At 36.8% G+C, this 25,078-nt stretch carries 21 protein-coding genes and 2 pseudogenes; 11 read left to right on the plus strand and 12 right to left on the minus strand.

The annotated features are described in order from the left end of the window. Position 1: 1 nt before the first annotated feature. Positions 2 to 1,154 (minus strand): annotated as a pseudogene (locus tag M1V25_RS02965) (aminotransferase class I/II-fold pyridoxal phosphate-dependent enzyme). Then, positions 1,138 to 2,130, minus strand: coding sequence for a biotin synthase BioB (gene bioB / locus M1V25_RS02970; RefSeq protein WP_498842446.1), 993 nt, complete (start codon positions 2,128 to 2,130; stop codon positions 1,138 to 1,140). The pseudogene M1V25_RS02965 and the gene bioB overlap by 17 nt, the downstream one beginning before the upstream one ends. 95 nt (positions 2,131 to 2,225) lie before the next feature. Here bioB and bioA point away from each other — a divergent pair, with 95 nt between their 5' ends. Further along, entirely contained in the window at positions 2,226 to 3,515 is a 1,290-nt protein-coding gene (bioA, locus tag M1V25_RS02975; protein WP_498842390.1) for an adenosylmethionine--8-amino-7-oxononanoate transaminase, read from the plus strand. Positions 3,516 to 3,579: 64 nt separating this feature from the next. Here bioA and M1V25_RS02980 read toward each other — a convergent pair whose 3' ends face one another. After that, on the minus strand, positions 3,580 to 4,752 hold the full coding sequence (locus M1V25_RS02980) for a class I SAM-dependent rRNA methyltransferase (RefSeq protein WP_116963948.1): 1,173 nt from the start codon (positions 4,750 to 4,752) through the stop codon (positions 3,580 to 3,582). A gap of 145 nt (positions 4,753 to 4,897) precedes the next feature. Here M1V25_RS02980 and mutM point away from each other — a divergent pair, with 145 nt between their 5' ends. From mutM to M1V25_RS03000, 4 genes are read left to right on the plus strand one after another with little or no spacing between them, the layout of a single operon-like run. After that, complete coding sequence (mutM, locus tag M1V25_RS02985; protein WP_116963988.1) at positions 4,898 to 5,716, plus strand: bifunctional DNA-formamidopyrimidine glycosylase/DNA-(apurinic or apyrimidinic site) lyase; 819 nt, start codon at positions 4,898 to 4,900, stop codon at positions 5,714 to 5,716. A gap of 22 nt (positions 5,717 to 5,738) precedes the next feature. Continuing rightward, entirely contained in the window at positions 5,739 to 5,954 is a 216-nt protein-coding gene (locus tag M1V25_RS02990; protein WP_116963949.1) for a hypothetical protein, read from the plus strand. 4 nt (positions 5,955 to 5,958) lie between these two features. Then, positions 5,959 to 6,480, plus strand: coding sequence for an HAD-IIB family hydrolase (locus M1V25_RS02995; RefSeq protein ID WP_498842391.1), 522 nt, complete (start codon positions 5,959 to 5,961; stop codon positions 6,478 to 6,480). A 25-nt stretch (positions 6,481 to 6,505) separates the two neighbouring features. Further along, entirely contained in the window at positions 6,506 to 6,730 is a 225-nt protein-coding gene (locus tag M1V25_RS03000) for an HAD hydrolase family protein (protein ID WP_498842447.1), read from the plus strand. 98 nt (positions 6,731 to 6,828) lie between these two features. Here the strand turns inward: M1V25_RS03000 and M1V25_RS03005 are convergent. From M1V25_RS03005 to M1V25_RS03025, 5 genes and pseudogenes are all read right to left on the minus strand, one after another. Next, positions 6,829 to 8,646: pseudogene (locus M1V25_RS03005) on the minus strand (flavohemoglobin expression-modulating QEGLA motif protein). After that, positions 8,585 to 8,818, minus strand: coding sequence for a hypothetical protein (locus tag M1V25_RS03010; RefSeq protein WP_498842392.1), 234 nt, complete (start codon positions 8,816 to 8,818; stop codon positions 8,585 to 8,587). The pseudogene M1V25_RS03005 and the gene M1V25_RS03010 overlap by 62 nt, the downstream one beginning before the upstream one ends. Further along, entirely contained in the window at positions 8,796 to 9,839 is a 1,044-nt protein-coding gene (gene gshB / locus M1V25_RS03015; protein ID WP_116963952.1) for a glutathione synthase, read from the minus strand. The genes M1V25_RS03010 and gshB overlap by 23 nt, the downstream gene beginning before the upstream one ends. A 217-nt stretch (positions 9,840 to 10,056) precedes the next feature. Next, positions 10,057 to 10,629, minus strand: coding sequence for a ribonuclease HII (rnhB, locus tag M1V25_RS03020; protein ID WP_116963953.1), 573 nt, complete (start codon positions 10,627 to 10,629; stop codon positions 10,057 to 10,059). Further along, positions 10,626 to 11,366, minus strand: coding sequence for an RNA methyltransferase (locus tag M1V25_RS03025; RefSeq protein ID WP_204723368.1), 741 nt, complete (start codon positions 11,364 to 11,366; stop codon positions 10,626 to 10,628). Before M1V25_RS03025 ends, rnhB begins: the two co-directional genes overlap by 4 nt. A gap of 51 nt (positions 11,367 to 11,417) precedes the next feature. Between M1V25_RS03025 and M1V25_RS03030 the strand changes: the two genes are divergently transcribed. Next, positions 11,418 to 12,257, plus strand: a complete 840-nt coding sequence (locus tag M1V25_RS03030; RefSeq protein ID WP_116963955.1) for an inositol monophosphatase family protein — start codon at positions 11,418 to 11,420, stop codon at positions 12,255 to 12,257. 14 nt (positions 12,258 to 12,271) lie between these two features. Continuing rightward, a complete protein-coding gene (gene rsmB / locus M1V25_RS03035) occupies positions 12,272 to 13,555 on the plus strand; it encodes a 16S rRNA (cytosine(967)-C(5))-methyltransferase RsmB (protein ID WP_116963956.1) in 1,284 nt (427 codons plus the stop codon). Positions 13,556 to 13,573: 18 nt separating this feature from the next. Here the strand turns inward: rsmB and M1V25_RS03040 are convergent, their stop codons facing one another. Genes M1V25_RS03040 through cphA form a run of 4 tightly spaced genes read right to left on the minus strand, consistent with a single transcriptional unit; the run spans position 13,574 to position 19,801 of the window. Then, positions 13,574 to 14,425: an isoaspartyl peptidase/L-asparaginase gene (locus M1V25_RS03040; protein WP_116963957.1), complete on the minus strand. Its 852-nt coding sequence runs from the start codon at positions 14,423 to 14,425 to the stop codon at positions 13,574 to 13,576. After that, positions 14,425 to 15,243, minus strand: coding sequence for a cyanophycinase (locus M1V25_RS03045; RefSeq protein ID WP_498842393.1), 819 nt, complete (start codon positions 15,241 to 15,243; stop codon positions 14,425 to 14,427). Before M1V25_RS03045 ends, M1V25_RS03040 begins: the two co-directional genes overlap by 1 nt. 29 nt (positions 15,244 to 15,272) lie before the next feature. Beyond that, positions 15,273 to 16,973 (minus strand): Mur ligase family protein, encoded by a 1,701-nt coding sequence (locus M1V25_RS03050; RefSeq protein ID WP_498842394.1) that lies wholly within the window; start codon positions 16,971 to 16,973, stop codon positions 15,273 to 15,275. A 14-nt stretch (positions 16,974 to 16,987) separates the two neighbouring features. Then, complete coding sequence (cphA, locus tag M1V25_RS03055; protein WP_498842395.1) at positions 16,988 to 19,801, minus strand: cyanophycin synthetase; 2,814 nt, start codon at positions 19,799 to 19,801, stop codon at positions 16,988 to 16,990. A 352-nt stretch (positions 19,802 to 20,153) separates the two neighbouring features. Between cphA and lepB the strand changes: the two genes are divergently transcribed. Genes lepB through rnr form a run of 4 tightly spaced genes read left to right on the plus strand, consistent with a single transcriptional unit; the run spans position 20,154 to position 25,013 of the window. After that, positions 20,154 to 20,987: a signal peptidase I gene (gene lepB / locus M1V25_RS03060; RefSeq protein ID WP_116963961.1), complete on the plus strand. Its 834-nt coding sequence runs from the start codon at positions 20,154 to 20,156 to the stop codon at positions 20,985 to 20,987. 1 nt (position 20,988) lies between these two features. Further along, positions 20,989 to 21,672: a ribonuclease III gene (gene rnc / locus M1V25_RS03065; RefSeq protein WP_498842396.1), complete on the plus strand. Its 684-nt coding sequence runs from the start codon at positions 20,989 to 20,991 to the stop codon at positions 21,670 to 21,672. Between the two features lies 1 nt (position 21,673). After that, positions 21,674 to 22,606 carry a tRNA pseudouridine(55) synthase TruB gene (truB, locus tag M1V25_RS03070; RefSeq protein ID WP_116963963.1) on the plus strand — a complete coding sequence of 311 codons (933 nt, stop codon included), beginning with the start codon at positions 21,674 to 21,676 and terminating at the stop codon, positions 22,604 to 22,606. After that, complete coding sequence (gene rnr, locus M1V25_RS03075) at positions 22,584 to 25,013, plus strand: ribonuclease R (RefSeq protein WP_498842397.1); 2,430 nt, start codon at positions 22,584 to 22,586, stop codon at positions 25,011 to 25,013. The genes truB and rnr overlap by 23 nt, the downstream gene beginning before the upstream one ends. The last annotated feature ends 65 nt before the right edge of the window (positions 25,014 to 25,078 follow it).

The following is a 25,078-nucleotide window of genomic DNA, read 5'->3' on the forward strand; positions in this document are numbered from 1 at the left end:
ATTACTTACTCCTACACAAACGCAAAGCATCTAATAGCCCTTTAATATCGCTTTTATCATGTAGTGCCGTTAATGATATGCGTAACCTTGCCGTTTTTTGCGGCACAGTTGGTGGACGAATACAAGACACTAAAAATCCACGCTCTTTAAGTGCCCCTTGTAACTGCTGAGTTTGTTCATTATCACCAATAATAATGCTACGAATAGGTGTCGCATCGGTTGAGTAAACATTCAAATCCAAATACTGTGCATAATGGTTAAAATATTCAATATTTTCAAATAATTTATTACGTAAACCATCTGCTTTTTTAAGTACATACAACGCCGCATTGAGTGCACCTACAATAGGAACGGCTAACGCTGTACTAAAGATATAACTGCGTGCTGTTTGAATTAATAACGTTATCGTATCTAAATCCGCACAAACAATTGCTCCCATTGCACCCATCGACTTACCACAAGGAAAAATTGTTAGTGCTATATCTTCATGTGTTAAACCTGCATGATTAATCGATCCTCTACCATTTTGTCCCAATACACCAAAGCCGTGCGCATCATCAACGATAAGTGTTTTATCAACTGGTAAAGCTTTTTTTCTAATCGCAGATAAAGGTGAAATATTACCATCCATACTAAAAACACCTTCTGTTACACAAAATTGAATGCTTTTATCTTGAGTTAAGATTCTCTGTAACGCTTCGATATCTTGATGTGGATAACGCTTAAATCTAGTCTGACTTAATAAAATACCATCTAAGATAGAAGCATGAATAAGTTTGTCGGTAACGATTGTTTTTTTTTTGCTTTGCCAGTAGATTCATAACTGCAAGGTTTGCATGATATCCTGAGTTAAACAGTAAAGCACAAGGATAACCAACAAACTCAGCAAAAGCCTCTTCTAATGATTTCGTTAATTGAGTTGTTCCTGAGACAATTGCAGAAGAAGTACTACCCACGCCATAATCATCTATTGCTTTTTGTGCAGCTTTTTTAACTAATGGATGCTGTGACAAGCCTAAATAATCATTGCTACTAAAATCAATTAAGCCTTTATCTTCAAGCAAAATAACTTTTCCCTTTCGCTCTAAAAATAATCGTTGGCGATAAAGCCCATTTAGCTTAATTTCTTCTATAACATCAATGGCAAGCTTCATTTATTGCTCTTGTTTCATTGATATATTCATAATGTTTATCAGTAGTTTGCTCAATTTCAAAGCCCAACTCTGTTAATAAAGCCAGATCATGATCTTCACTTGGATTAGTTGCAGTTAATAACTTATCACCATAAAAAATCGAATTTGCTCCTGCTAAAAATGCTAACGATTGCATTTCATCACTCATCTGTGAACGTCCAGCCGATAAACGAATTTTTGAAGTTGGGAGCAAAATTCTCGCCACTGCAATTGTACGTACAAAGTCAAACGTTTTGACTTGTATTTTATTCAGTTTATTACCAAGTGGCGTACCAGGCACAGGAATAAGTTGATTAATAGGGACACTGGCAGGAGGTGTTTTAAGATTTGCCAAAGTCACTAACATTTGCAATCGATCTTCTATGCTTTCACCCATACCAAGGATCCCACCACAGCAAACTTTCATACCTGCCTCTGCAACCTTTTGCAATGTATCCAAGCGTGATTGATAATCTCTGGTCGTGATAATGTATTTATAATAGTTTTCTGATGTATCCAAATTATGGTTATAATAATCAAGGCCAGCCTCTGCTAACATCTGAGCTTGTTCTTTACTCAACATCCCTAAGGTCATACAGGTTTCTAGGCCTTGCTCCTTAACAGCTTGAATGATTTCTATGAGTTTTGGCATCGCTTTTAGTGGAGGGTTACGCCATGCTGCTCCCATACAAAAACGCTTGGCACCCAATGCTTTTGCTTTTACTACTTGAGGGATAATAAGCTCAACATCCATAAGTTTTTCTTTTTTGATGTCAACGTTATAATGTGCGCTTTGTGGGCAATATCTACAATCTTCAGGGCAACTACCTGTTTTAATACTCAGTAATGTGCATAATTCCATTTCATCTCTAAAATGCATTCTGTGCACGGTTTGAGCTTCAAACAAAAGTGCATTAAATGGCTTACTATACAAGGTTTTGGCATATTCTAGCGTTATATTTTGCATGGCTTTCCTAATACTGCTTCCTATGCGCCAACAATCTACGTATACTTTTCAACTCAGTCAACTTTTATTTTTAAAGAAGTTTACAAATGTACTCAACTCATCTATGGCACCCTTGCTCCCAAATGAAGGACTATGAAAGCTTTAACCCACTTAATATTACCCAAGCAAAAGGAAACTTTGTTTATCACAATAATAAAGCAATTATCGATGCTATTTCCAGCTGGTGGTGTAAGTCTTTAGGACACAATCATCCACAACTCCAGGCAGCTTTAATCACTCAATTGAACTTACTTGAGCATACCATTCTAGCTAATACCACCAATCCAACTATTGAAAAATTTACAAAAAAGCTTTGCACACTTACTCGAACTGATAAAGTCTTGTTTGCCAGTGATGGTTCTTGTGCAGTGGAAATAGCTCTTAAAATGAGTATTCATGCCAGAATAATACGTGGTCAAACAAAGAAGACTCAATTTGCTGCGTTGCGGAATAGTTATCACGGTGAAACTTGTGCAACGTTAAGCGTCAGTGACTCAGGTTTATATAAAAAACCATACCAAAGTTTATTATTTGATTGCACTTTTTTAACTGCTATACCCTACGTTAGTGGTAAAAAAGACATACTTTGGCATGATGCTAAAGAACACTGGTTTCAAACACAGACACAACTAGAAATGATTAAAGATAAGCTTAATGCCATCATTATTGAACCTTTAATTCAAGGCGCAGGTGGAATGCTCATCTATAGCAAAGATTATTTATCTTACCTCTCACAGTGGTGCAAAGAAAATGACGTTTATCTTATTGCTGATGAAATCATGACTGGCATCGGTCGCACAGGCAAAATGTTAGCATGTCAATATGCCAATATAACAGCTGATTTTATTTGCTTATCCAAAGGACTCACTTCTGGCATGCTACCATTAAGTGTTTGTCTAACTCATGATTTTATTTATGCATTATTTTATGATGATTATAAAACTCAAAAAGCTTTTATGCACTCACATACCCATAGTGGAAATACGCTTGCTTGTGCAGTTGCCTTAGCAACCTTAGAAACATTTGAGAATGAACAGATTTTAGATTACGTTAATCATACACTTGCACCTACACTTGCTCGTAACTTATATGAAGTGGCCGATAAAACTCAAGCTTTGCACAACATTCGCCATTTAGGTGCAGTGGTTGCTGCTGATATTAAAAACCCATCTCATCCACGCCAAGGTTATCAAGTCTACCAAAAGGCTGTGCAATTAGGAGCATTTCTTCGACCATTGGGCAATACGATTTATTGGTTACCGCCTTTAAATACGGATCTTAAAACGCTCAATCAGCTCAAAGACATCACAATACAAGCCTTGTTAACGCTAGATTAAGCGTTATTAACAATTATCCTTTTGATCAGCGCTTGACATGCCTAAGCCGCACTCAATTGAACTTCTATCGCAATTTAAAAATATAACACTTTAAATAATCATGGTAGTCGACTTGCACTGACTGAGTATGACAAGGGGATGAGTAGCCCTTATGGAGTAAAATCATATTAACACCTAACGACTGAATGATTTCAAAAAATAGCTCTTCTGTTAAGTGGCGACTACAACTACACGCGATAAACAACCCCCCTTTATTGAGACATGCTAAGCTCAACCGATACAGTCGCTGATATGCACGTATCGCCTCTGCTAAATGCTTTTTAGATTTAGCAAAAGCAGGCGGGTCAGCAACCACAACATCATAGTACCTATTCATGGTAGTCAATGATTTAAGTGCTTCAAACATATCACCATGCAATAAAGTAATGACTTTACCACTTGCTGCTTGCTCAATGTTGTGTTTTGCCATATTAAGTGCTTTTTCGCTTTGATCAATCAAGGTAAAAACTTTTAACTGTTGTGAAGCTGTAACACTCCATGCACCCATATAGCAACAAACATCTAGCATTGATGACAGCTGCTCGGTGAGATAGTCTTGAAAAGCAATTAAGTTACATCTTTGGTCGATAAATAGACCCGTTTTCTGTCCATGCACTAAATCAAAGCTCAAGTTATTACCAGCAAGTTTAGTTGTTTGTATTGATTCAGCTTGTAAATACTGCCATTGTACAATACTTTGCAAACCTTCTTGCTCACGTACTTGACCAGTGCTGCGCTCAAAAACAGCAACTGCTGGCATTAACTGACTAAGTGCTTTAATAACAAAAGGCATTAATAAATCTGCACTTGCAGCGCTAGACTGCACAACGTTGACTGCACCATAGCAGTCAATCGTAATACCAGGTAAACCATCATGATCGCCGTGACATAAGCGAAAAGCTTCTTGGCATTGGACAAATTTAAACACTTCTTTCTCTTGATATAGATGCTCGAGAAATTCAATAATAACTTTTTCTAATCCGTGTATTACAATCTCTTCTATACTTAACGCTGACACTCTCACTGCCATCAATTGATGCTTACTGTATAAGGCAAGTCTTTGTTTACATTGCACTAAACTACAGCCTTGGGCATTTAATTTTGATTGATCTAAATGCTCAATCTCATTGCTGTAAAAAATGCTACGTACATGATAGTTTTTGATCTTCTTTACTAAGGTAATTTCAGTTAACTGCATATTGATTTTTATCTTTTTACAAAAAATTGCGTGCTTATTGTATACTCATCACAAACCACTTTACAGCTTTTTTGACTTTGATCATCCTTTCCATTTAGCGAAAAAGCCATTAGCATTTATTTTTATTTACTTTAAATATTTCATTATGCCAGAGCTACCCGAAGTTGAAACCATCAAAAATGGCTTAAACCAATACTGCATCAATAAAACCATTGTTGAGGCTGGTATCTATTGTCAAAAGTTGCGTTATCCACTTGATCCTACACTCTGTCAAAAGCTAAAAGGTCAAGTGATTCTTAACTTTGAGCGCCGTGGTAAGCATTTAATTGTCAAGTTAGCTAATTATACGCTTATTATTCATCTGGGGATGTCTGGCTCATTGCAAATTGTTGATACAGATTGCTATAAGCTTCAAAAACATAACCATATCGTGCTGAAACTTAACGATAATACTACCCTTTTTTATCACGACCCTAGGAGATTTGGTTATTGGCATATCACAAGCGATGATCCACTTCAGCATAGATGTTTTAATCATTATGGCTTAGAACCACTGAGTGATGTATTTACTCCAAAGTATCTTGTCAACGCATTAAAATCGCGCAAACAACCGATAAAATCTTCAATTATGGATAATAAAATCGTGGTTGGTATTGGTAATATTTACGCCTGTGAAAGCTTATTCTTAGCACAGCTTCATCCTCAAAAAGCCAGTAATATACTGACAATAAAAGAGCACCATCAATTGATTAATGCAATAAAAACCACCTTGGCGGATGCGATCACTCAAGGTGGTACAACCTTAAAGGATTATAAAAATGCAACAGGCAAACCTGGCTATTTTGCACAAAAACTAAAAGTCTATGGTCAAAAAGACAAACCTTGTGTAATTTGCCACACTGCAATTAAAGCAATAACACTGGCTCAACGTACAACTTTTTATTGTCCAAACTGCCAAAGATAAGTAAACATCTTGCTTCATTAACGTGAACTTTGCCAATACAGATAATTTAAAAGTAAAACACTTCTCATTTGGAGTTGATAATTATTTTTGCCCAGGCTCAAAAATAACAAATAAGTTGGGTGAAAATTTTATTGACTTTATAAAAAATAATAAGGCTTTGACGGGAAAGTCTATGTTGGATATAGAATTTGAAGAAAATATTGGTTATCAGAAAATTAAAAAATTTATGATAGGATAAAGATATGAATTTTGTGTTTGATATTGATGGCACAATATGTAACAACGGAAGATATATTGATCCTAATATCGAAAAAGCGATATTGGAATTATCAAAAACAAGAAATGTCATTTTTGCATCTGCCAGACCGATTCGGGATATGTTGCCTTTAATTGATAGCTCATTACATAAAAGTTTGCTGATCGGCTGCAATGGCGGAATTCATTATAAAGATGGTAGTTTTGGTAAAACTCGTTATTTTAAGAAAGAACAGATAATAAGGGTAATAGAGTTTATTAAGAACAATGATATGCCCTATGTCCTTGATAGTGATTGGTTCTTTTCTTTATCAGAAAAAAAACATATGTTTCATGATTATATAAGGTCATTAAGTAATTACGAACTTAGTGAGAAAAAATTGATAAGTAAGGGGGTAACAAAGCTATTAATTTTAGAGAATAAGTTTAAAAACAAATTAATAAAATATCTAAATAAACAGAATATATTGTATAGTTTAAATCATCACACTCAAGAGAGTTTTTTTTGATATCACCCCAACTAAAAATAACAAGCTGGTCGCTTTAGAAGAGTGCAATATTGACGTTTCTCGTTCTGTATGTTTCGGTAATGATATGAATGATTTTGAAATGTTAGACAACGCATTTATATCTGTATTTGTGGGCACTAAAAGTTCTTACAACAAAGCTTCAATTTATACCGATTTTCACCATGTTCATAATGTAATAAAAGACTTATCGTCAAACGCTCTAAGAACAAAATGCTTGTCACAAATATAAGCAGGGTGCTTAGGAAAGTTTTTGGTAATTATGTCATTTCTTCAAACAAAATATCTATGTTGGAATATTAAACTGTTTGTGTTGTTTTTCAGGGACAACTATTTAATCGACTGCATTAAGTAACGAATAATAGCATCATCTTCTTTGATCATTGGTGATTGAAAGCTAAGTGGAATCAACTTAGGCTTCATCAAATAACCTTCTTGTTGAATTTTCTTTAAGCTATCTAAATGCTTAAGTGAAGTTTTACCCGTAAATAAAAGACTGATATCCACTGTATGATAAGCTTGAATGACCTCGCGTAACCCACTTAAATACAAAAAGTCTTTGCTAAAGCCCCCTCCTCGATAGACTCGCGCTACTAGGCAAAAACAAGCATGTGCTTCCAAAGCACAGATAGAGCGCATGTAATGATAAGTCTTGGCAAACTCCATATGCTTAATCATATGTTCTACAGCAATCACCCGTAATGCTAATTCATGTAGACGCTTAATGGTTAAATTTCCAGAAAGGTACTCGCTGAATATTGCCAAGCCTTCCTGAGTGTGAGTATTATTTGGTAGACCCAAGCGCAACAATGATAAAGGTTGAGCTTCAGAATTAATAGTAGTTAAGGCATGGACTCCTACTTCGTGGTGAATAAGTGCTTACAACTCTTTGTCAGTAAAATTTGCATTTTTATTAATCACCACTTCACGCTTATTATTATCCACCATTGCCTTAGCAATCATTTGATCACTTAATTTAACCGTAAAATCAATACCATATTGATGTATGACTTCTTGAAACAATTGAATGATGGAATCACCTGCAAGCGTTGGCTGTTTCGTTTTGTCTTCTATATCAGGGGCATGTAATAAGAAGGTTGCATTGGCAATATCACGATTGCTGGGTTCGCCATAAATACGCAGGCTGTTATAAAAAAACTCATCCTTACTGATACTCGTTAATAGATCCATATCTAGCGCAAGCGCATCAATTACTTCAGTGTAAAGCTGCCTTAATGTAGGCGAGCTGACTCGATTAATTGGTAAATGATAAAGCTTTTCCCTAAATTCAAACGGATTAATTTTAAGTTGACGATAACGAAATTTAGGTTCATAGTTGCCACGCTTTTGAAAAAACTTCTTCTCTTCAGCATGAAAATTAATGGGATTGACATAATTTAATATATCAATTTTACGCGATAACTGAAACAAGCAGCGATCAAACTCTAATAATGTTTTATCGACGATGCTTTGCTGTCTTTTAGCTTTAAGTTTTACCTGCTTAAATGTACTTATAAACCTATAAATAACGCTTTGCAAACCTTGAGCAATTGCCTCAATCATAAGTGGGGAAGGTTCACCTGTAAGCTCATCCATATAAACTTTTTTAATCTCTAATGGAATCAGTAAAGTGTCACTAAAATGTTCACGAATAAACTGTGCTTGATAACCACGCCCATAAAACACTAAATCGCACTCAACATTAACATCGATATTATGAATATTCATTTCTGAAATAAGCAGCTGATTAAACTGAGTTAAACATTTTTGCCATTTACCCTTATTAATAAAATGCGTACCAATATTAAATACAGGCGAAAGCGTGTCACAAATCCGTTGATAATTGTAGCTATGCACATCAAACACACAGCATTTTTTATACTGCTGTTCTAAGGTTTCGACAAGCGCATTTAAAACTTGATAATAGCTTTGATGTTGTGTTTGAAGTTTAGTGATCACTTTGTTTGTTAATGGTCTTTTCCACACAGCTTTTTCCCAAGCACGCTCATAAATACATGACCCTGGGATACGATTTAAATCATAAGCATAGCGAGAATCATGACCAATCAATGTAATGGGTAAATCGCTAATAAAATAATTCTGTAAAAGGGTCTTCCTCGTAGTAGCGCTCGACTTTAGATAATGCACAATTCTGTTCTAAAGTTTTATCTAAATGCTCTCCTGCATGAATGGCGGTGGCAACGAATGGCACATAATTGCAAATTGCAATACTAAACCCACCATGATCAACTTTTGCTTTAAAACATTCATGCGCTTTGATTTTAGCCACAATCTCTTTAGTTGATAGAGTTTGCATCATCGATTACCTTAGTTAATAATTTCTTATGCTCAATTAAGTTTCTACGTGTAATAACAATATTTTCTATAAAATCGATCACTTTTTCTTGTAGTTTTACTTTGTTTAACGTATTAATCCTTGAAATTCCACCTGGGCTTTGAACATTAACTTCAATAAGCTTACCATTGATGACATCAATACCAACAAAATATAAGCCATCTTCCACAAGCTTAGGACCAATAAATTTGCATAACGTTTTTTCGTCTTTGCTTAGCACATGCTTTTTAACATAGCCACCTGCATGAACATTAGAGCGAATATCACCTTTTGCGGGAATACGCCGCATCGCACCAATTGGTTCACCATTTAACATCAAAATACGCACATCACCTTGATCTGCTCCTTCTACATACTCTTGCAAAATAACGTAATTGCCTTTTGAATTTTTATTCCCTATATAAAAATCTAACAATGATCTAAAGTTAGATGCTGCTTTTTTCTCAACGATGATCACACCTTCACCACCAAAACCATTTAGAGGTTTTAAAATCATTCTATCTCCAGGAGACTCTGCTAAAACACGCTGTAAATACTCACGGTTTTTTGAAGCGTGTGTCACTGGAATAAAACGGTTTTCGTGATCGTTGAAGGATGATGTATAAAGCTTGTTATTAGCAATCCTTAAGCCATTTAGGCTATTCATGATAAAAGTATGTGAGTCTACCGAATCTAAGAAGTTTAAAGCCAAAGTGTCCAGCGGTGGATTATCGCGCATAAAAATCATATCAAACCCTGACAATGGCAATTGGCAGCGCTTAAATTTGGCGTTTTTATAAAAGGAAACAAAATTATTAGTTACCTTTGTTTCTTTAGTAAAAACGTCAACGTAGGCTTGAGCAACGCTATTACGAATTGTAAGGTTATTTGGAGTTGTCAATGCAACCATGTGCCCTCTTTTGACACACTCATGAATCAAGCGTAAAGTTGAATCCATTTGAGCCTCAACACGCTCCCAAGGGTACATAATAAAACATATTCTCATTTTTAGTGTCCTGATTTTTATTCTTTTTCGCTCATGATTTCTATTAACCACTGATCTAAACAATCAAACATAAAATCTGTCATTAGTCCTTTATCATTAAGTTGGTAAAGCGTAAGCATCAATTGATTAAACTTCGATTTCCATTTTGGCAGGTAGATTAATACTCTATTCTCTGGTCACCTAACTTATATCTGTAAACTGTAATGCATATCATAGATCAATTACTTTGACCTATCATTAGCTTTGCTACAGGAGAGAAGCTTTTACGATGTTCAGAAAGCACACCATACTTTTGGAGCATTTCCATATGTAACTTGGTTGGATATCCCTTATGCTTAGCAAATTGATACATAGGATAATGTTGATCAAGCGCAATCATTTGTTGGTCACGATAAACCTTAGCCAAAATTGATGCAGCACTGATTGCTTGAATTTTACTATCTCCTTTGACAATCGCCTCTGACTCAAACGACCAAATGGGTAAATGATTGCCATCCACTAGTACTCTATGAAAATCTGTTTCGATTTTTGCTACCGCACGATGCATCGCCAATAAACTTGCTTGTAAGATATTAAGCTTATCTATCTCGCTGGCGGTACACTCAGCAATAGCATAGGCTTTTGCATTTGTCATGATTTCTTCATATAAAGCTTTACGCTTTTTTTCTGTTAATTGCTTAGAATCTGTCAAACCAAGAATAGGTCTTTTTTCATCTAATATTACAGCAGCTGCCACCACCGAACCAACTAATGGACCTCGACCTGCTTCATCCACACCAACGATGATCATTTTTTTCCCCCTTTAATTTGACTCAAGAACCCACGTAATATTTTGATTTCTTGTGACTCTAACTGCGCACGTTGAAATAAGCGCTTTAACCTATCAACAACTTGTCCTGGTTTGTCTGGATTTAAAAATCCCACTTCAATCAGCTTTTGCTCCAACTGGGTATAAAATGCTTGTACGTCTTTTATGGAAGCTTTATCTTGAATGTGACTTTGCTTTGGTAAAAGTTGTGCCTCATCCTGTTCTTTAAACTGTTTATGCAATTCATAACAAATAATTTGTACTGCTTGAGCCAGGTTAAGCGAAGTATAGTGTTCATTACTGGGAATATAGGCATGCAAATGACACATCAATAATTCATTATTAAAAAGTCCTGTGCGTTCTCGCCCAAATAAAATTGCTACATTTAATCCTTTTTTGGCATAGCTGAGTGCTTCTTTGCTGGCATCTTGTGCGCTTAACATTGGCAGATCCATACGTCTTGTCCTGGCACTGGTACCAATTACTAAATCCACTCCATCTAATGCTTCGATAAGTGTTGATACAATTTTGGCATTGTTAACCACATCCATTGCGTGTGCTGCACTTGCCAATGCCTGTTCATCTGGCAAATATTTTGGCTTAACTAAATAAAGTTCATTAATTTGCATATTCAACATTGCTCGCGCACTACTACCAATATTGCCAGTATGTGAGGTCTCAATTAATACAATCCGTATTTTATTCAACATCTTTAAAATTGAACCTATCACCTTATTCATAAATAAGCTATTATACACAACTAATTTTTTATGAGAGCAAAAAACCAAAAGGTATTGCCAATGCATCCAATGATGAATGTTGCAGTAAAAGCTGCGCGCAAAGCAGGTCGCATGATTCTAAATGCCAGTGAAAATATGCAAAATGTTCAAATACAAACTAAATCACATAACAACTATGTTACTAATGTCGACGTTGAAGTAGAAAAAGCCATTGTTGATATTTTGCAAAGAGCTTTTCCTGATCAATATTACATTACTGAAGAATCAGGAGAATTTGGGAAAAAAAACAGCGATCACACGTGGATTATTGACCCAATTGATGGCACCAACAACTTTATACATCGGATCCCACACCATTGCGTATCAATCGCCATGCAGTTTCGTGGCAAAACTGAGCTTGCAGTTGTTTACAATCCTTATTTGGATCAACTGTTTACTGCAACAAAAGGCTCTGGCGCACAATTAAACGGTCAGCGTATCCGAGTTGCTAATCGTAAAGACTTCACTGGTTGCTTGTTCTCAGGTGCATTGAAGTTTAGTAAAAAAGTGTTCGCACCTAGCTATCCTGAGGCAGTATTAGATTTACATAAAGAAATTTCAGGACTTCGTTATTCTGGCTCTCTTGCCCTTGATATGTGCTATGTTGCAGCTGGCTACTTAGATGCCGTTTGGACTTCACGTGATGCCAAGATCTGGGATACAGCAGGTGCAGCTTTAATTATCAAAGAAGCAGGTGGAATGCTTTGTGGTTTAGATGGTGGGGTAAACTTCTTAGATGATGGTCGCTTAATTGCAGGAAATCCACGAATTGTCTCCAAATTGACAAAATTCTTAGCGCCACATTTAATGCCTGCTAATAGCGAAGCCTAAAGACATTCACTCATATGTTAGCCCTTAACAATCCGCGTGCTATTGCCTGTCATATTATTCACCAAATCGTACAACATAAAGAATCACTTATTCATCTTGATCAACTGCTTAAAGCTTACAATCTAGACCGACAAAATACACGCTTAGTTTATGTTTTATGCTATGGCGTTTTTCGTCATTTCTTTTACCTAGATGCTTGTGTTGATCGATTAGCAAAAAGTAAAACAAAAGCTAAAATACGCTTAATTAGCATGGTCGGCTTATATCAACTTTTGTTTATGAATAAAGCCAAACATGCACTTATTCATGAGACGGTTGAGGCTTGCCAAGAATTAAATCTTGAAAACGCTAAAGGCTTTATCAATGCTCTTTTACGTAAGGTTGCACTTGATTCAACAGTTCTACCACCTATGATAGGTTTTCCTGAGATCCCTGATTGGTTATATGGGAAACTTAAAAAACACTACCCTTATGATATAAAATGTCTTATTGACGAGAGTAATAAGCAAGCACCTATGTTTTTACGTCTAAATCAACAAAAAAACCAAACAGAATTATTAACCACATTGAAACAACAAGGCATTGAATATCATATCACCGATCTACCTTATTGTATTTATCTACAACAAGCCTGTAATATAGACGAATTACCGTTATTTGATGAAGGGTTTTATACCGTTCAAGATTTATCAGCACAATATGCCGCACATATCCTACAACCCAAACCAAATGAAAAAGTATTGGATGCTTGTGCAGCTCCTGGCGGGAAAAGCACTCATCTACTTGAATATTGTCCAGATATCCAACTGACCATTATGGATAATAATCAAAAGCGCTTTCCACGTATAAAAGAAAATATTAAACGCTTGCAACAGCTGAAGTTAAATATCACCTTTCTACTACATAATGCAACACAAGCCCTCCCTCAAAACTCGCAATTTGATAAGATACTTATTGACGCACCATGCAGTGCCACAGGTGTTATTCGTCGCCATCCTGATATTAAGGTTTTACGTACACCAGAAGAAGTCAAAAGCATCGTTGAAACACAAAAAGCGATTTTAAATAACCTATGGCAATACTTAAAACCCAATGGGCTTATGCTTTATGCAACCTGCTCTATTTTACCTGAAGAAAATGATAAACAAATCAATAGCTTTTTACAAAATCATTTAGATGCCTATATATTAGATATTCCAATTTTAAATTTTAAGGCAAAGCAACAACATGGTTATCAACTCTTCCCAAAAACACGAGCGGGAGATGGATTTTATTATTGTTTAATACAAAAAAAGTGAAAGCTAACGTCTTGTCCCCTATTGATAAAAAGTACAAGCACACCTACTATCATGATAGGCGTACAGCGTTTGTGCAACTGAAGTTGAGCCTGTTGCAAAATTCCCTTTATTATCCAGTGCAATTAATCCAACATAATCATCAAGTGCATCACTTTCCTTAATGCTTTTATCGACTGCCTGTTGCAAGCTCATCCCATCTCTTACACGGGTATGTACTTTAGCAGCAACCGCTTCATTGATGATTTGCTCACCAATCCCTGTACAAGATATGCCCATTATTTTTGAAGCATAATTACCTGCTATCGTTGGGCTATCACCAACACGCCCTGGAACTTCAAAACCAGCCCCTCCTGTGGAAGTTAAGGCAACAATATTATTCGAATGATCAAGCACCACCACACCAATCGTGCCAGTTAATCCTTTTTTAAGCTCAAGATATTCTTGGTAACGATGCTCAGTAATTGGATTATACTTGGGCATTTTTAAACGATGGCGTGCATAATATGTTGCTTCATTTGCTGCTAGAATACTATGCTGATGAGTCAAAAGTGATGCTGCTACTTCACTTGGATATTGAATATCTTGAATATTGATGACTGCTGCAAATTTGCCTAAGCAGCTATCCATAATCGAAGCTGACATGCGCACTTGACCATCTTGCTGTAACCTTGAACCAGTTCCTGCATTGAAAATGGGAACATCTTCTAAACACTTTGCTGTAAATACCGCAGTTTTTAATGCATCATCACTTTTTTGTAAAAATGAATAGGCTTGTTTGATAATTGTTAATAAATGATTGTGGTAATCTTGAAACCTTGTGTTGTAATCTTCTCTTGCGCCACAGCCTCCATGAATAATGATTCTTTGCATCATATCACCCTTACTTCATGTACGTTGGCATCATACTTACTGCCTTCTAATAGTAAGTGCATGCGGATGCCAACTAAACTAATTGGATCATTATCACGTGCATCTGGCATAGAAGAGTGTTCAATATGGGACATATCAATAATGGTCAATGCCCCACTACCAACAACTTCAATCACACCATCATGTGCCAAAAACGCACCTGTATCCTCATCGATGCCAACACCGGTCACAAATGGATTATAGGAAAGCGCTGTTAATAAACGCCCTAACCGATCACGTTGTGAGAAGTGTTGATCTACTAAAATCTTATTGGTCAATCCTAGCCCTGGTGCCATATTAACCATATTATAACGTGGCATAAATCCATTTGCCCCTCCTACAATCATATGCTCAGAAATAAACGCCGCTCCTGCTGAGGTGCCTGCAACATGAACTCCTTTGGCATTACATCGACGAATCAATTGCGCCACTTTAGTCCCACCCAAAATCGTAGATAACAAGAGCTGATTACCACCTGTCATAAAAATGCCTGTTGCTTTTTCAAAATGAGCCAAATACGCTTCTTTATCAGTATCTGCACGATTTTGAATTTCTAAACTGATTGCATTTTTAACCCCAAGGTTATTAAAAATTTTAACGTATTCACTCCCAGTATCTAGTAACTTAGATGCTGTTGGGATAATCACAATATACGCATCTTCACCACCACTTAACTCAATAAACCTTGTCAGCACTTTAGAAGAAGTAAATTTATCTTCTCGACCACCAATTGGAATAATATAACCTCTATGAATACCTGAAACTGTCGGTGCTGGCACCTTTATACCTCCTATTTGCTTAGGGTTTATTAGCAAAATGTTTTTACCAAATCTGTTACTGGTGTGATCTGATCATGACAGCAAAGCACACATACATCATCTGATTGTAAATTTTGTAATGCTTGTTTTGCACCAGATAGCTCATCTTCAACAAAAAAGATTGTATCTTGTTTTATGCCAAAATGAGCTAAGGATACTGCTACTTTTTGAGGAATTTCTCCTAACTTTGCACCACGTAAATATTTTTTGAGCTCTTTAATAAAAATCTGGCTTGGTTGATATTGCACAACTACCCTTGAACAATCATCAATTAAGTTAATCCTATCTCCTGTTGTACCAAGCATTAATGAAAGCCTTGAGTCTTTGTTACAGTAGTGACGTGCAAGAGATAAAATTGCATCTAAACCTGCTGGGTTATGAGCAAAATCAACAATAACCGTTGCTCCAGATTGAAGCTTATAGATATTTGCTCTGCCTTGATTTTGATTTATATCGTTCTTATAAGTTGTAAGCGCATGTCCAATATCATCTAAAGATATACCCAGTGCATAAGCTAAAGCAATCGCATGCAATGTATTCTCAATGTTGTGTTTAGCCGCACCATTAATGGTCAGTGGAATATCTGTTAGCTTAACAAGTATATGCTCTTTATAGTTTTCCCACCAAATAAATACGTTATTTTTAACGTAACAAGCTTTATCCTTATCCGATAAAGTACCTAATTGGGATACTTCAATTGGGTTTTTACTAATCAGAATTTTATTAGGTTTTTTAATCACATTGACTAAACTTGCTAAATGAACGTCATCCAGATTGATCACAGCATATGCGTTTTCACCTGCTAATCCTCGATAAACGATACATTTTGCTTCAATAAGGTCCTGAAGTGTTTCAACACCATCTTCACCCATATGATCAGGTGATACATTCGTAATCGTAGCAGCTTTAACTTGAGTTTCAATAAGTCCACGCTTTAATAGACCACCTCGTGCTGATTCTAACACGGCTATCTCCACTTGAGGATTGGTTAAAACAAATTGATGTCCTGTTGGTCCTGAATAATCACCTTTACCTATGATCTGATCATTAATCACTACCCAATCTGTTGAAGCATAACCTGTTAACTTTCCTGCTTGTTGGCAAATGTAATAGGTTAACCTCACCGTTGTTGTTTTGCCATTTGTTCCAGTGACAATCACTGCTGGCACATCATATACATCTTGCCAAGGAATAGATAAATAATCATCCGTTAATAAAGATACTTTATATCTACCGACGCCAGAGCCAACATAAGCTTCATCACCATCTCGAAAAACATTCACTCCATGTGTTTTAGCTTTGGCATAAAGTACGCGATAGGCTGGATTTTGTTCTGCTTTGATCATTTTTTGCAAAACATCCTTAGCCTCTTTGCAAACAACGAATTCCTGTTTATGCAAAAATCTATAACAAGCTTCTTTCCAGGTATAATCAATCACATCGCAGGCAGCTAAAAGAATATCGACAGGTGCGGTAAATGCTAGGCGTAAACCACCATTATAGATTTTATAAGCAAGCTTATACTCTCCCCAATTAAGTTCAGTTAAAACACGCTTACACACATTCTGCCAGATGTTAACCAACTCTTGCTGATGTGACTTTAATGGAATATCTAACACCGTCCCTGTTTCGCTGAAAAAAAGGTTTGGTCCCACTAAGCGACGAGAATACCCTTCTGGTAGATCAATCATAACATTTACCCTTTTTAGTCTGCATCTTCATCAGCATGCACAGCAATTCGCACACCGCGCTCATCGGCAATAATCCCTGCTTGCATCATTTCAACGATCTCTTTTGCCAACCCATGACTTTGAGATAACGTAATGGCATGCTTGTTTACTTGTTGTGGGATCTCCCCTAATGCTGACTCTAGCTTATTAAAGTGAATGATCTGTTTCCAGGTTTTTTTAATGTCATCGGCAAAAATCACAACTAGATCATCTGCTTTGGCATGATTAAGTGCCGTATCAACTGCTTGAGCTTCTTCTTCAATAATTTCTATATTTTGACTTGCTACACCTGCTTCTAACAATCCTTGCTTTAATAAACACGGAATTTCACCATACTCTCGCCCTCTTAATCCATTATCTTGCTTACAAATAAAACGATCAAAATAAGTTGCTGCTGCTTTTGCCAGATTCAACACATCCTGGTCTCGCCTATCTCCAGGTGCCGCAATTACACAAGTTTTAAAACCTTTTACCTCAATTTTCTCAACTAATTTACCTATTGCTTCAACTGCTACAGGATTGTGTGCATAATCCAACAATACTTTAAATGGATGCTCATCAAACCAATTCATTCTGCCTGGTGCTTGGTAAAATGAAGTAGTGAATGTGCGTAAGCCATTTTTAATGTCATCTAAGCTCATATTCATGCTATAAGCAATTGCTACTGCAAACATCGCGTTTTGTACGTTATGAATAGCACGACCTTCCATTGTTGCTGGAATCAAATGTGTCCATAATACAGGCATATGAATGTGATTATCAAAAATTGTAATCATATCACCATTGACACCTTTCTCTATGACAACCGCTTTCCCACCTGTGCGAATATGTTCTTTCACTAAACCATGCTCTGGATTCATCGTTACATACATGATGTGCTGTGCATTTGTATAAGCAGATAATCGTAAACAATGTGGGTCATCTGCATTAAATACAGCTACATCATGAGCAGCATCGGTAACGATTCGCTTGACATCAGCAAGCTCCTCTAGTGTATTAACGCCCTTTAACCCCATATGATCTTCAGAAATATTGATACAAGCACCAACGTTACAATAATCATATCCTAAGCCACTTCTTAATAAGCCACCGCGCGCGGTTTCAAACACTGCAACCTCTACGGCAGGATCCCTTAATATCATTTGTGCTGATCTAGGCCCTGTCATATCACCTGCAACTGTTTGCTTGCCATTAACGTAAACTCCATCTGTTGTTGTAAAGCCAACAGATTTGCCTGCAATTTTCCACATGTGTGCTACCATACGCGTTGTTGTTGTTTTACCATTGGTACCTGTAATTGCAGCAATTGGAATTCGTGCACATTCTGTATTAGGAAACAGCATATCCATCACAGCACCAGCAACATCTCTAGATTGACCTTCACTTGGAGAAACATGCATTCTAAAACCAGGAGCAGCATTAACTTCACAAATTGCTCCACCTACTTCTTGATAAGATTGAGTAATATCAGGTGATAAAAAGTCAACGCCACCAACATCCAAACCAATAGCAGTAACTGCACGCTCAGCCATTTCACGGTTGTCTGGATGCACAACATCCGTCATATCAATTGCTGTACCACCTGTTGATAGATTTGCCGTTTTACGTAAATAGAAAGTCTCCCCTTCTGCTAAAACACTCTCTACATTTAAGCCTGCTTTTTCAAGTAGCATCAATGCTTGATGATCAAGTTCTAAACGTGTTAATACTTTTTCATGTCCCACACCACGTCTTGGGTCTTCATTTACAATATCCACAAGCTCAGTAATGCTATGCTTACCATCACCAACAATATGTCCTGGTACACGTTTTGCCACGGCTACAAGCTTACCATTAACAACTAACATCCTATGGTCAAAACCCTCAACATACTGCTCCACAATTACCCAACGACCATGCTCTTTAGCAACGGCGTAAGCTTTTTTCAAAGTTTCTTCATCCTGAATATTAATTGTAATTCCTCTCCCATGATTACCATCCAATGGCTTAACCACAAGTGGGTAACCTAAATGTTTTGCCACTGAAATGGCATCGCTTTCATAACGTATAGTTCTTTGCTTGGGCACGGGTAACCCCAAACCATTTAAGATAGTATTGGTTTGCGCTTTATCACATGAAATCTCAACCGCAATATGCTTAGTTTCGCTTGTAATTGTTGCTTGAATACGTTTTTGGTACTTACCATGCCCAAACTGCACCAATGAGTGTTCATTTAGGCGTATGTAAGGAATATCACGCTTTGTTGCAGCTTCCACTAACGACCCTGTACTTGGACCAAACTCCTTACTTTGCGCAAACTTAATGAAGCCCACTTTTTGCTCTTCAAAATCAAAAGTCTCCAAATTGACATTGAGCTCTTGTTGTAAGTGTTTAGGTAATAAGGATAATAGTAAATCACGCCCAAGATAGCTTGCCTGTAAACCAACATCTTTTTGCTTGTATTCAAACACCATATTATATTGCCCAGGCAGTCCCGTACTTCTTGTTTTACCAAAACTTACTTGGCTACCTGCAATATCTTGAAGTTCAATGGCCACATGTTCCCAAATATGTCCCATCCAAGTCCCTTTACCTTCTTTCATACGACGAATAAAACCACCTGGCTCTCGGTATGAACAACCATGCTCTTTTAACCCTGATAAGGCTTCCACCAACTTATCAATAAACTCATCACCTAATTTTGCAGATGGCCAATGCTCTAAAATACCCAAATCAATTACGTGTCGGATCACTGGGAAATTGGCATATAAATTAGGACCAATATAGACATTACTTGAAATAATTTGCATAAAGCGCTCCCTTGTATTTTTTCCCAAAAATAGTCTATTTAGAATAATCAAACCAAATGCTATTGTATAGCAAACTTTAATGCTTTTTACATTGAAGGTAGATAAAAACATAAGTTGATCAATAATCGCTCTCTAATAAACTTTGAGCTCAACTTCCTATCTCCGCCACAAGTAAGTCGGGGCTCACTGCAACCTCCCGTTGATCGCAGCACGCTAAAGGAAATATATCCTCATGGAGGTTTAACTTCATTTGCCTTCTTTAATTGCTTTGAAGTAGGAAAAAAGCATGGCGATTTTTTGCTTACAACGTATAATAACGAACGTAGAATAGTTAAGGATAGTAAATATTATTATGAATATAGATTTTAGCTTTTGGTTGTTGGTGTTAACCATAGCCTCTGGCATTATCGCCATAATTGATAAATTTAAGTTTGAACCTAAGCGTTTAGCGCCTGTTATCGACCAACTAAAAGGCATGAGCAAAAAAGAACGCCATAAGTTTATCCAAAAAAACAAAGCGTTAAAAGCACCTTTTTTAGCCGATTATGCGCGCTCGCTTTTTAGTGTGTTTTTGATTGTATTCATTCTACGCGGTTTTTTAATTGGGAACTTTCTCATTCCCTCTGCATCAATGACACCAACGCTTCCTGTTGGTAACTTTATCCTTGTCAACAAAACAGCTTATGGCATTCGAAATCCAATCACCAACGCTATCTGGATTAAAACAGGTGACCCTCAACGTGGCGATATCGTTGTGTTTCATTTTCCGGTTAATCCTAATGTCGATTTTATTAAGCGTGTTGTTGGCGTACCAGGAGATGTCATTTCTTACCAAAATAAAAAGCTCACAATTAATGGCAAGTCTATTGAATACAGCAATTGTAAATACGATCAAATTAATAGCTACAATGGCAATGGTGCAAACACGATTTGTATGGAGCACCTTGGTAATACACCACACGAGATTGATATGATTGCAAATACCCCTTCAGCAGATTTTACCAATCTTGTTGTACCACAAGGGATGTATTTTGTAATGGGGGATAACCGAGACAACAGTGAGGATAGCCGCTATTGGGGATTCGTATCAGAGAAAGACTTGGTTGGTAAAGCACGCTTTGTCTGGTTTAGTTGGAACAGTTTAAACAACTCTATTCGCTGGAACCAAATAGCGCGAGTATTGTAGTATGAGAGTTGATTATTCTTCTTTATATCGTCGTATTAGCTATCATTTTAAAAATGAAGCATTGGTTCAACAAGCGCTTACACATCGAAGCAAGCAAAAAGAACATAATGAGCGTTTAGAGTTCTTGGGCGACTCCATTCTTGGGTTTGTAATGGCTGAAGCACTTTACCAAAGGTTTCCTCACGAAGATGAAGGCAATTTGTCTCTTCTGCGCATGTATTTAGTCCGAGGCAAAATGCTAACTGATATAGCCAAGCGTTTCGATCTAGGTGAATACATGTCCTTTGGTGTTGGAGAACTCAAATCTGGCGGATATAAGCGTGCTCGTTTATTAGAAGATGCTTTTGAGGCAATTATAGGTGCAATTTATCTTGATAGTGATATGAACACTGTTAAAGAACAAATCTTAAGCTGGTATGACGATGCACTTAGAACACTCAATATAGAAGAACACACTAAAGATCCAAAATCACGTCTACAAGAATATTTACAGGCTAAGATCCAAACTCATCCTATTTATACTGTTATTGCTACTGAAGGCTTGGATCATGACCAAACCTTTACTGTTGAAGTATCTTTAGGTAGCCTTGAGAAGACTTACTGTGCTAAAGGGAAGTCACGCAAACAGGCTGAACATGCCGCAGCCAAAATCGCATTAAATGCAATCAATATAAAAGAAGACTAAAATGGCACGCAAAAGAAAAGGGATCGCTTTAAATGGTATTATCATTATTAATAAGCCTTATGGTCTTTCTTCTAATCAAGCTCTTCAGCGCATTAAAAAGGCGTTTAATGCTCAAAAAGCAGGGCATACAGGAAGCCTTGATCCATTGGCAACAGGCGTACTCCCAATTTGCTTTGGGCAAGCTACACGCATTTCGCAATATTTATTAGATGCAAATAAAAGCTATGAAGCCACCATCCAATTAGGTATTAGCACTGACAGTGGTGATATAGAAGGTCAAGTAATTCGTACAAGTGATATTCCAGTGCTGGATGAAGAGACAATCAACACCACACTTCAGCGCTTTATTGGTCAAATTAAACAAGTACCACCTATGTATTCAGCCCTTAAACATCAAGGTGTGCCATTATATGAGTTTGCTCGTAAAGGTATTGAAATAGAGCGAAAACCAAGAGTAATAACTATTTTCGCACTTAAACTTATTGACTACGACGCATATAAGCATACGATAAATATTGATGTTCACTGCTCTAAAGGCACCTATATTCGCACACTTGGCATGGATATCGCTCAAGCACTTGGCACTGATGGTCATTTAACTAAGCTTACACGTACACAATGTGGTCTGCTTAGCAGTCAAATCATGCTTGAAATTGATAATTTAGAGCAACTAACTATTACCCAACGCCATAGTAGGGTACTTAATACAGAATGTGTATTTACAGATACCCCAATTTTTACTATACCTTGCGACGCACATAGTTTATTTTACTCAAAAGGAAAACTACAATTAGAAAGGAACTTTAGTGGAATTGCAAGAATTTATGATCAAGGGCACTTTGTTGCAATCGGCTATTTTGAACAAGGTAACTTGATTAAAAAACAACTCTTTTTACAAGGCATCATCAATAATGGGCACGAAATACACAATTAAAAATGATCCCAACAGGGAAAATGAAGCACAGAAATATGATGATCCAATTCCAAGTCGTGATGTGATTTTGGCTTATCTTAAAGATTTAAATCAACCTACAGTTTTTGAAAACATTGCTGAAGCGTTGTCACTTAAACGCAATCGACAACTTGATGCGCTTGCTAATCGCTTAGGGGCAATGACTCGAGATGAACAACTTGAACAAGATGGACAATATTTTAGATTGTTTAAACAAAAGCAACATATTGTTACGGGTATAGTACGCGTTGAAAATGATGGTAATGCCATTGTTACCACAGAAGATAAAATGTACAGTGCTTTCTTACCACAACACCAAGCAAAACTGGTGTTCAATGGTGATAAGGTCTGTGCTGTTATCCTTGGTTTAAATCGCAAACACAAATTAGAAGCCAGAATTGACAGTATTATTCAACGCAATACAACGGAAATCATTGGTCGTTACAGCCAGCAGCTAGATAGCCATTTAATCCAGCCGGTTAGCAAAACTATGTCACGCCATATTTTATTACTACCTCCCAAAAAAGCGCTAGAACCTGATGCCCTGATTAAGGCTAAAGTGATTATTTACCCTTCACCCATATCTCCAGCAGTAGCTGAATTTACTGAATTGCTTGAAGAACAATCCCCTATTCTCACTGCTATTTCAATTGCAAGTAGAAAGCACAATCTAATTGAAGCATGGTCTAAAAAAACCGAAAAATTTGTTACTACGCTACCACAACAGGTGCTGCCTGATGAAATCATTGAGCGTGTTGATTTACGCCACTTGCCGTTTGTCACAATAGACGGTGAAGATGCAAAAGACTTTGATGACGCGGTTTATGCACATAAAAGCTCAACTGATGGTTGGAAATTATACGTTGCGATTGCAGATGTCTCTTACTATGTTCGAGCTGATTCTACCTTAGATAAAGATGCTCAAAGTCGGTCAACTTCTGTATATTTTCCTGGCTATGTTATTCCGATGTTGCCAGAAAAGATTTCTAACGAACTTTGTTCTTTAAAGCCTAACGTTGATCGTTTAGCATTGATCTGTGAAATGAACATCAGTCAAAGTGCTCGCCTGTCACGTTATAAATTTTATTCTGGAGTGATTAACTCTAAGGCACGCCTAACTTATACTGAAGTTAGCAAACTTTTAAATCATAAAGAGTCACATATTTACTACCAACAACCTGAACTTGTCCCAAACCTTTTTGACTTATATGACTTATATCAAATACTTGCCAAGGCACGAAAAATAAGAGGTGCGATTGATTTTGATAAGGTTGAAACTCAAATTATTCTTAATGAACATAACCATATCGAGGCTATTGTTCCACGTCAACGCAATCAAGCTCATAAAGTAATTGAAGAATGTATGTTGATGGCTAACGTCGCAACAGCCAAATTTATTGAAAAACACAAAGCACATGCACCATTTCGTGTACATGGCGCACCTCCGAGTGGCAAAATTGAGGATCTGAGAGCCTATTTACACTCCTTAGGGATTAGTTTTAAACCTAACAAGAAAGGAGTTACTTCTGCTGACTATAGCCACATGCTCGAACAAGCTAAAGATCGAGAAGACTTTGCCAATATCCAATTGATGACCTTAAAAAGCATGAATCAGGCAATTTACACACCTGACAATCAAGGGCATTTTGGTTTAGCCTACCCTGCTTATACTCATTTCACATCACCTATTCGTCGCTATCCTGACTTATTGACTCATCGCACTATTAAATCGATTATTAGTGAGAAAAAATTTGGTGCTAAAAGTTATACCTATACTCAATTAAATGAGCTTTGCTCTCATGCTTCAAACCAAGAACGCAATGCAGATTCTGCATCCACGGATGTTGAAAAATGGCTAAAATGTCACTTTCTTCACAACCGTATTGGTGAACTGTTTGCTGGCAAAATTGTTCATGTCACTGGATTCGGAATGTATGTTGAATTGATAGACAACTACATCGAAGGGCTTGTGCATATCTCTACTATGCATAGTGATTATTATATCTTTGACGAAGCACAACATCGTCTTATTGGTCAACGTACTAAAGTTAGCTATAGCATAGGACAAAAAGTACAAGTGCAACTCGTTCGTGTTAACTTAGATGAAATGCAAATTGATTTTGAACTCACATTAAATGGCAAAGGTCGAAGCAACATTCATGAACAAAATCACAATCCACACCTAAAACGTAAGGCACGCATCAAATCGAGTGAAATTAAAGCCGCAGCTAAGCGCGCACGTAAAAAACTAGCAACCAATAGAAAGGTTGACCCTATAAAATTAATTGATTCAAAATCATCCAATTCTCAAAAAACTAAAAAGAAAAAGACTAACATTGGCAAGAACATCCGTAAAAAGCCCAATTCAAAACCAACAATAATTGATTAATTAAGGTTTTTTGTATATTTACACGCGCTTTAAAATAACACACAATGAGAGTCTATTAATCATAG

It is taken from the genome of Candidatus Nebulibacter yamunensis (assembly GCF_024208055.1).
Classification (GTDB): Bacteria; Pseudomonadota; Gammaproteobacteria; order Francisellales; family Francisellaceae; genus Caedibacter; species Caedibacter lacustris.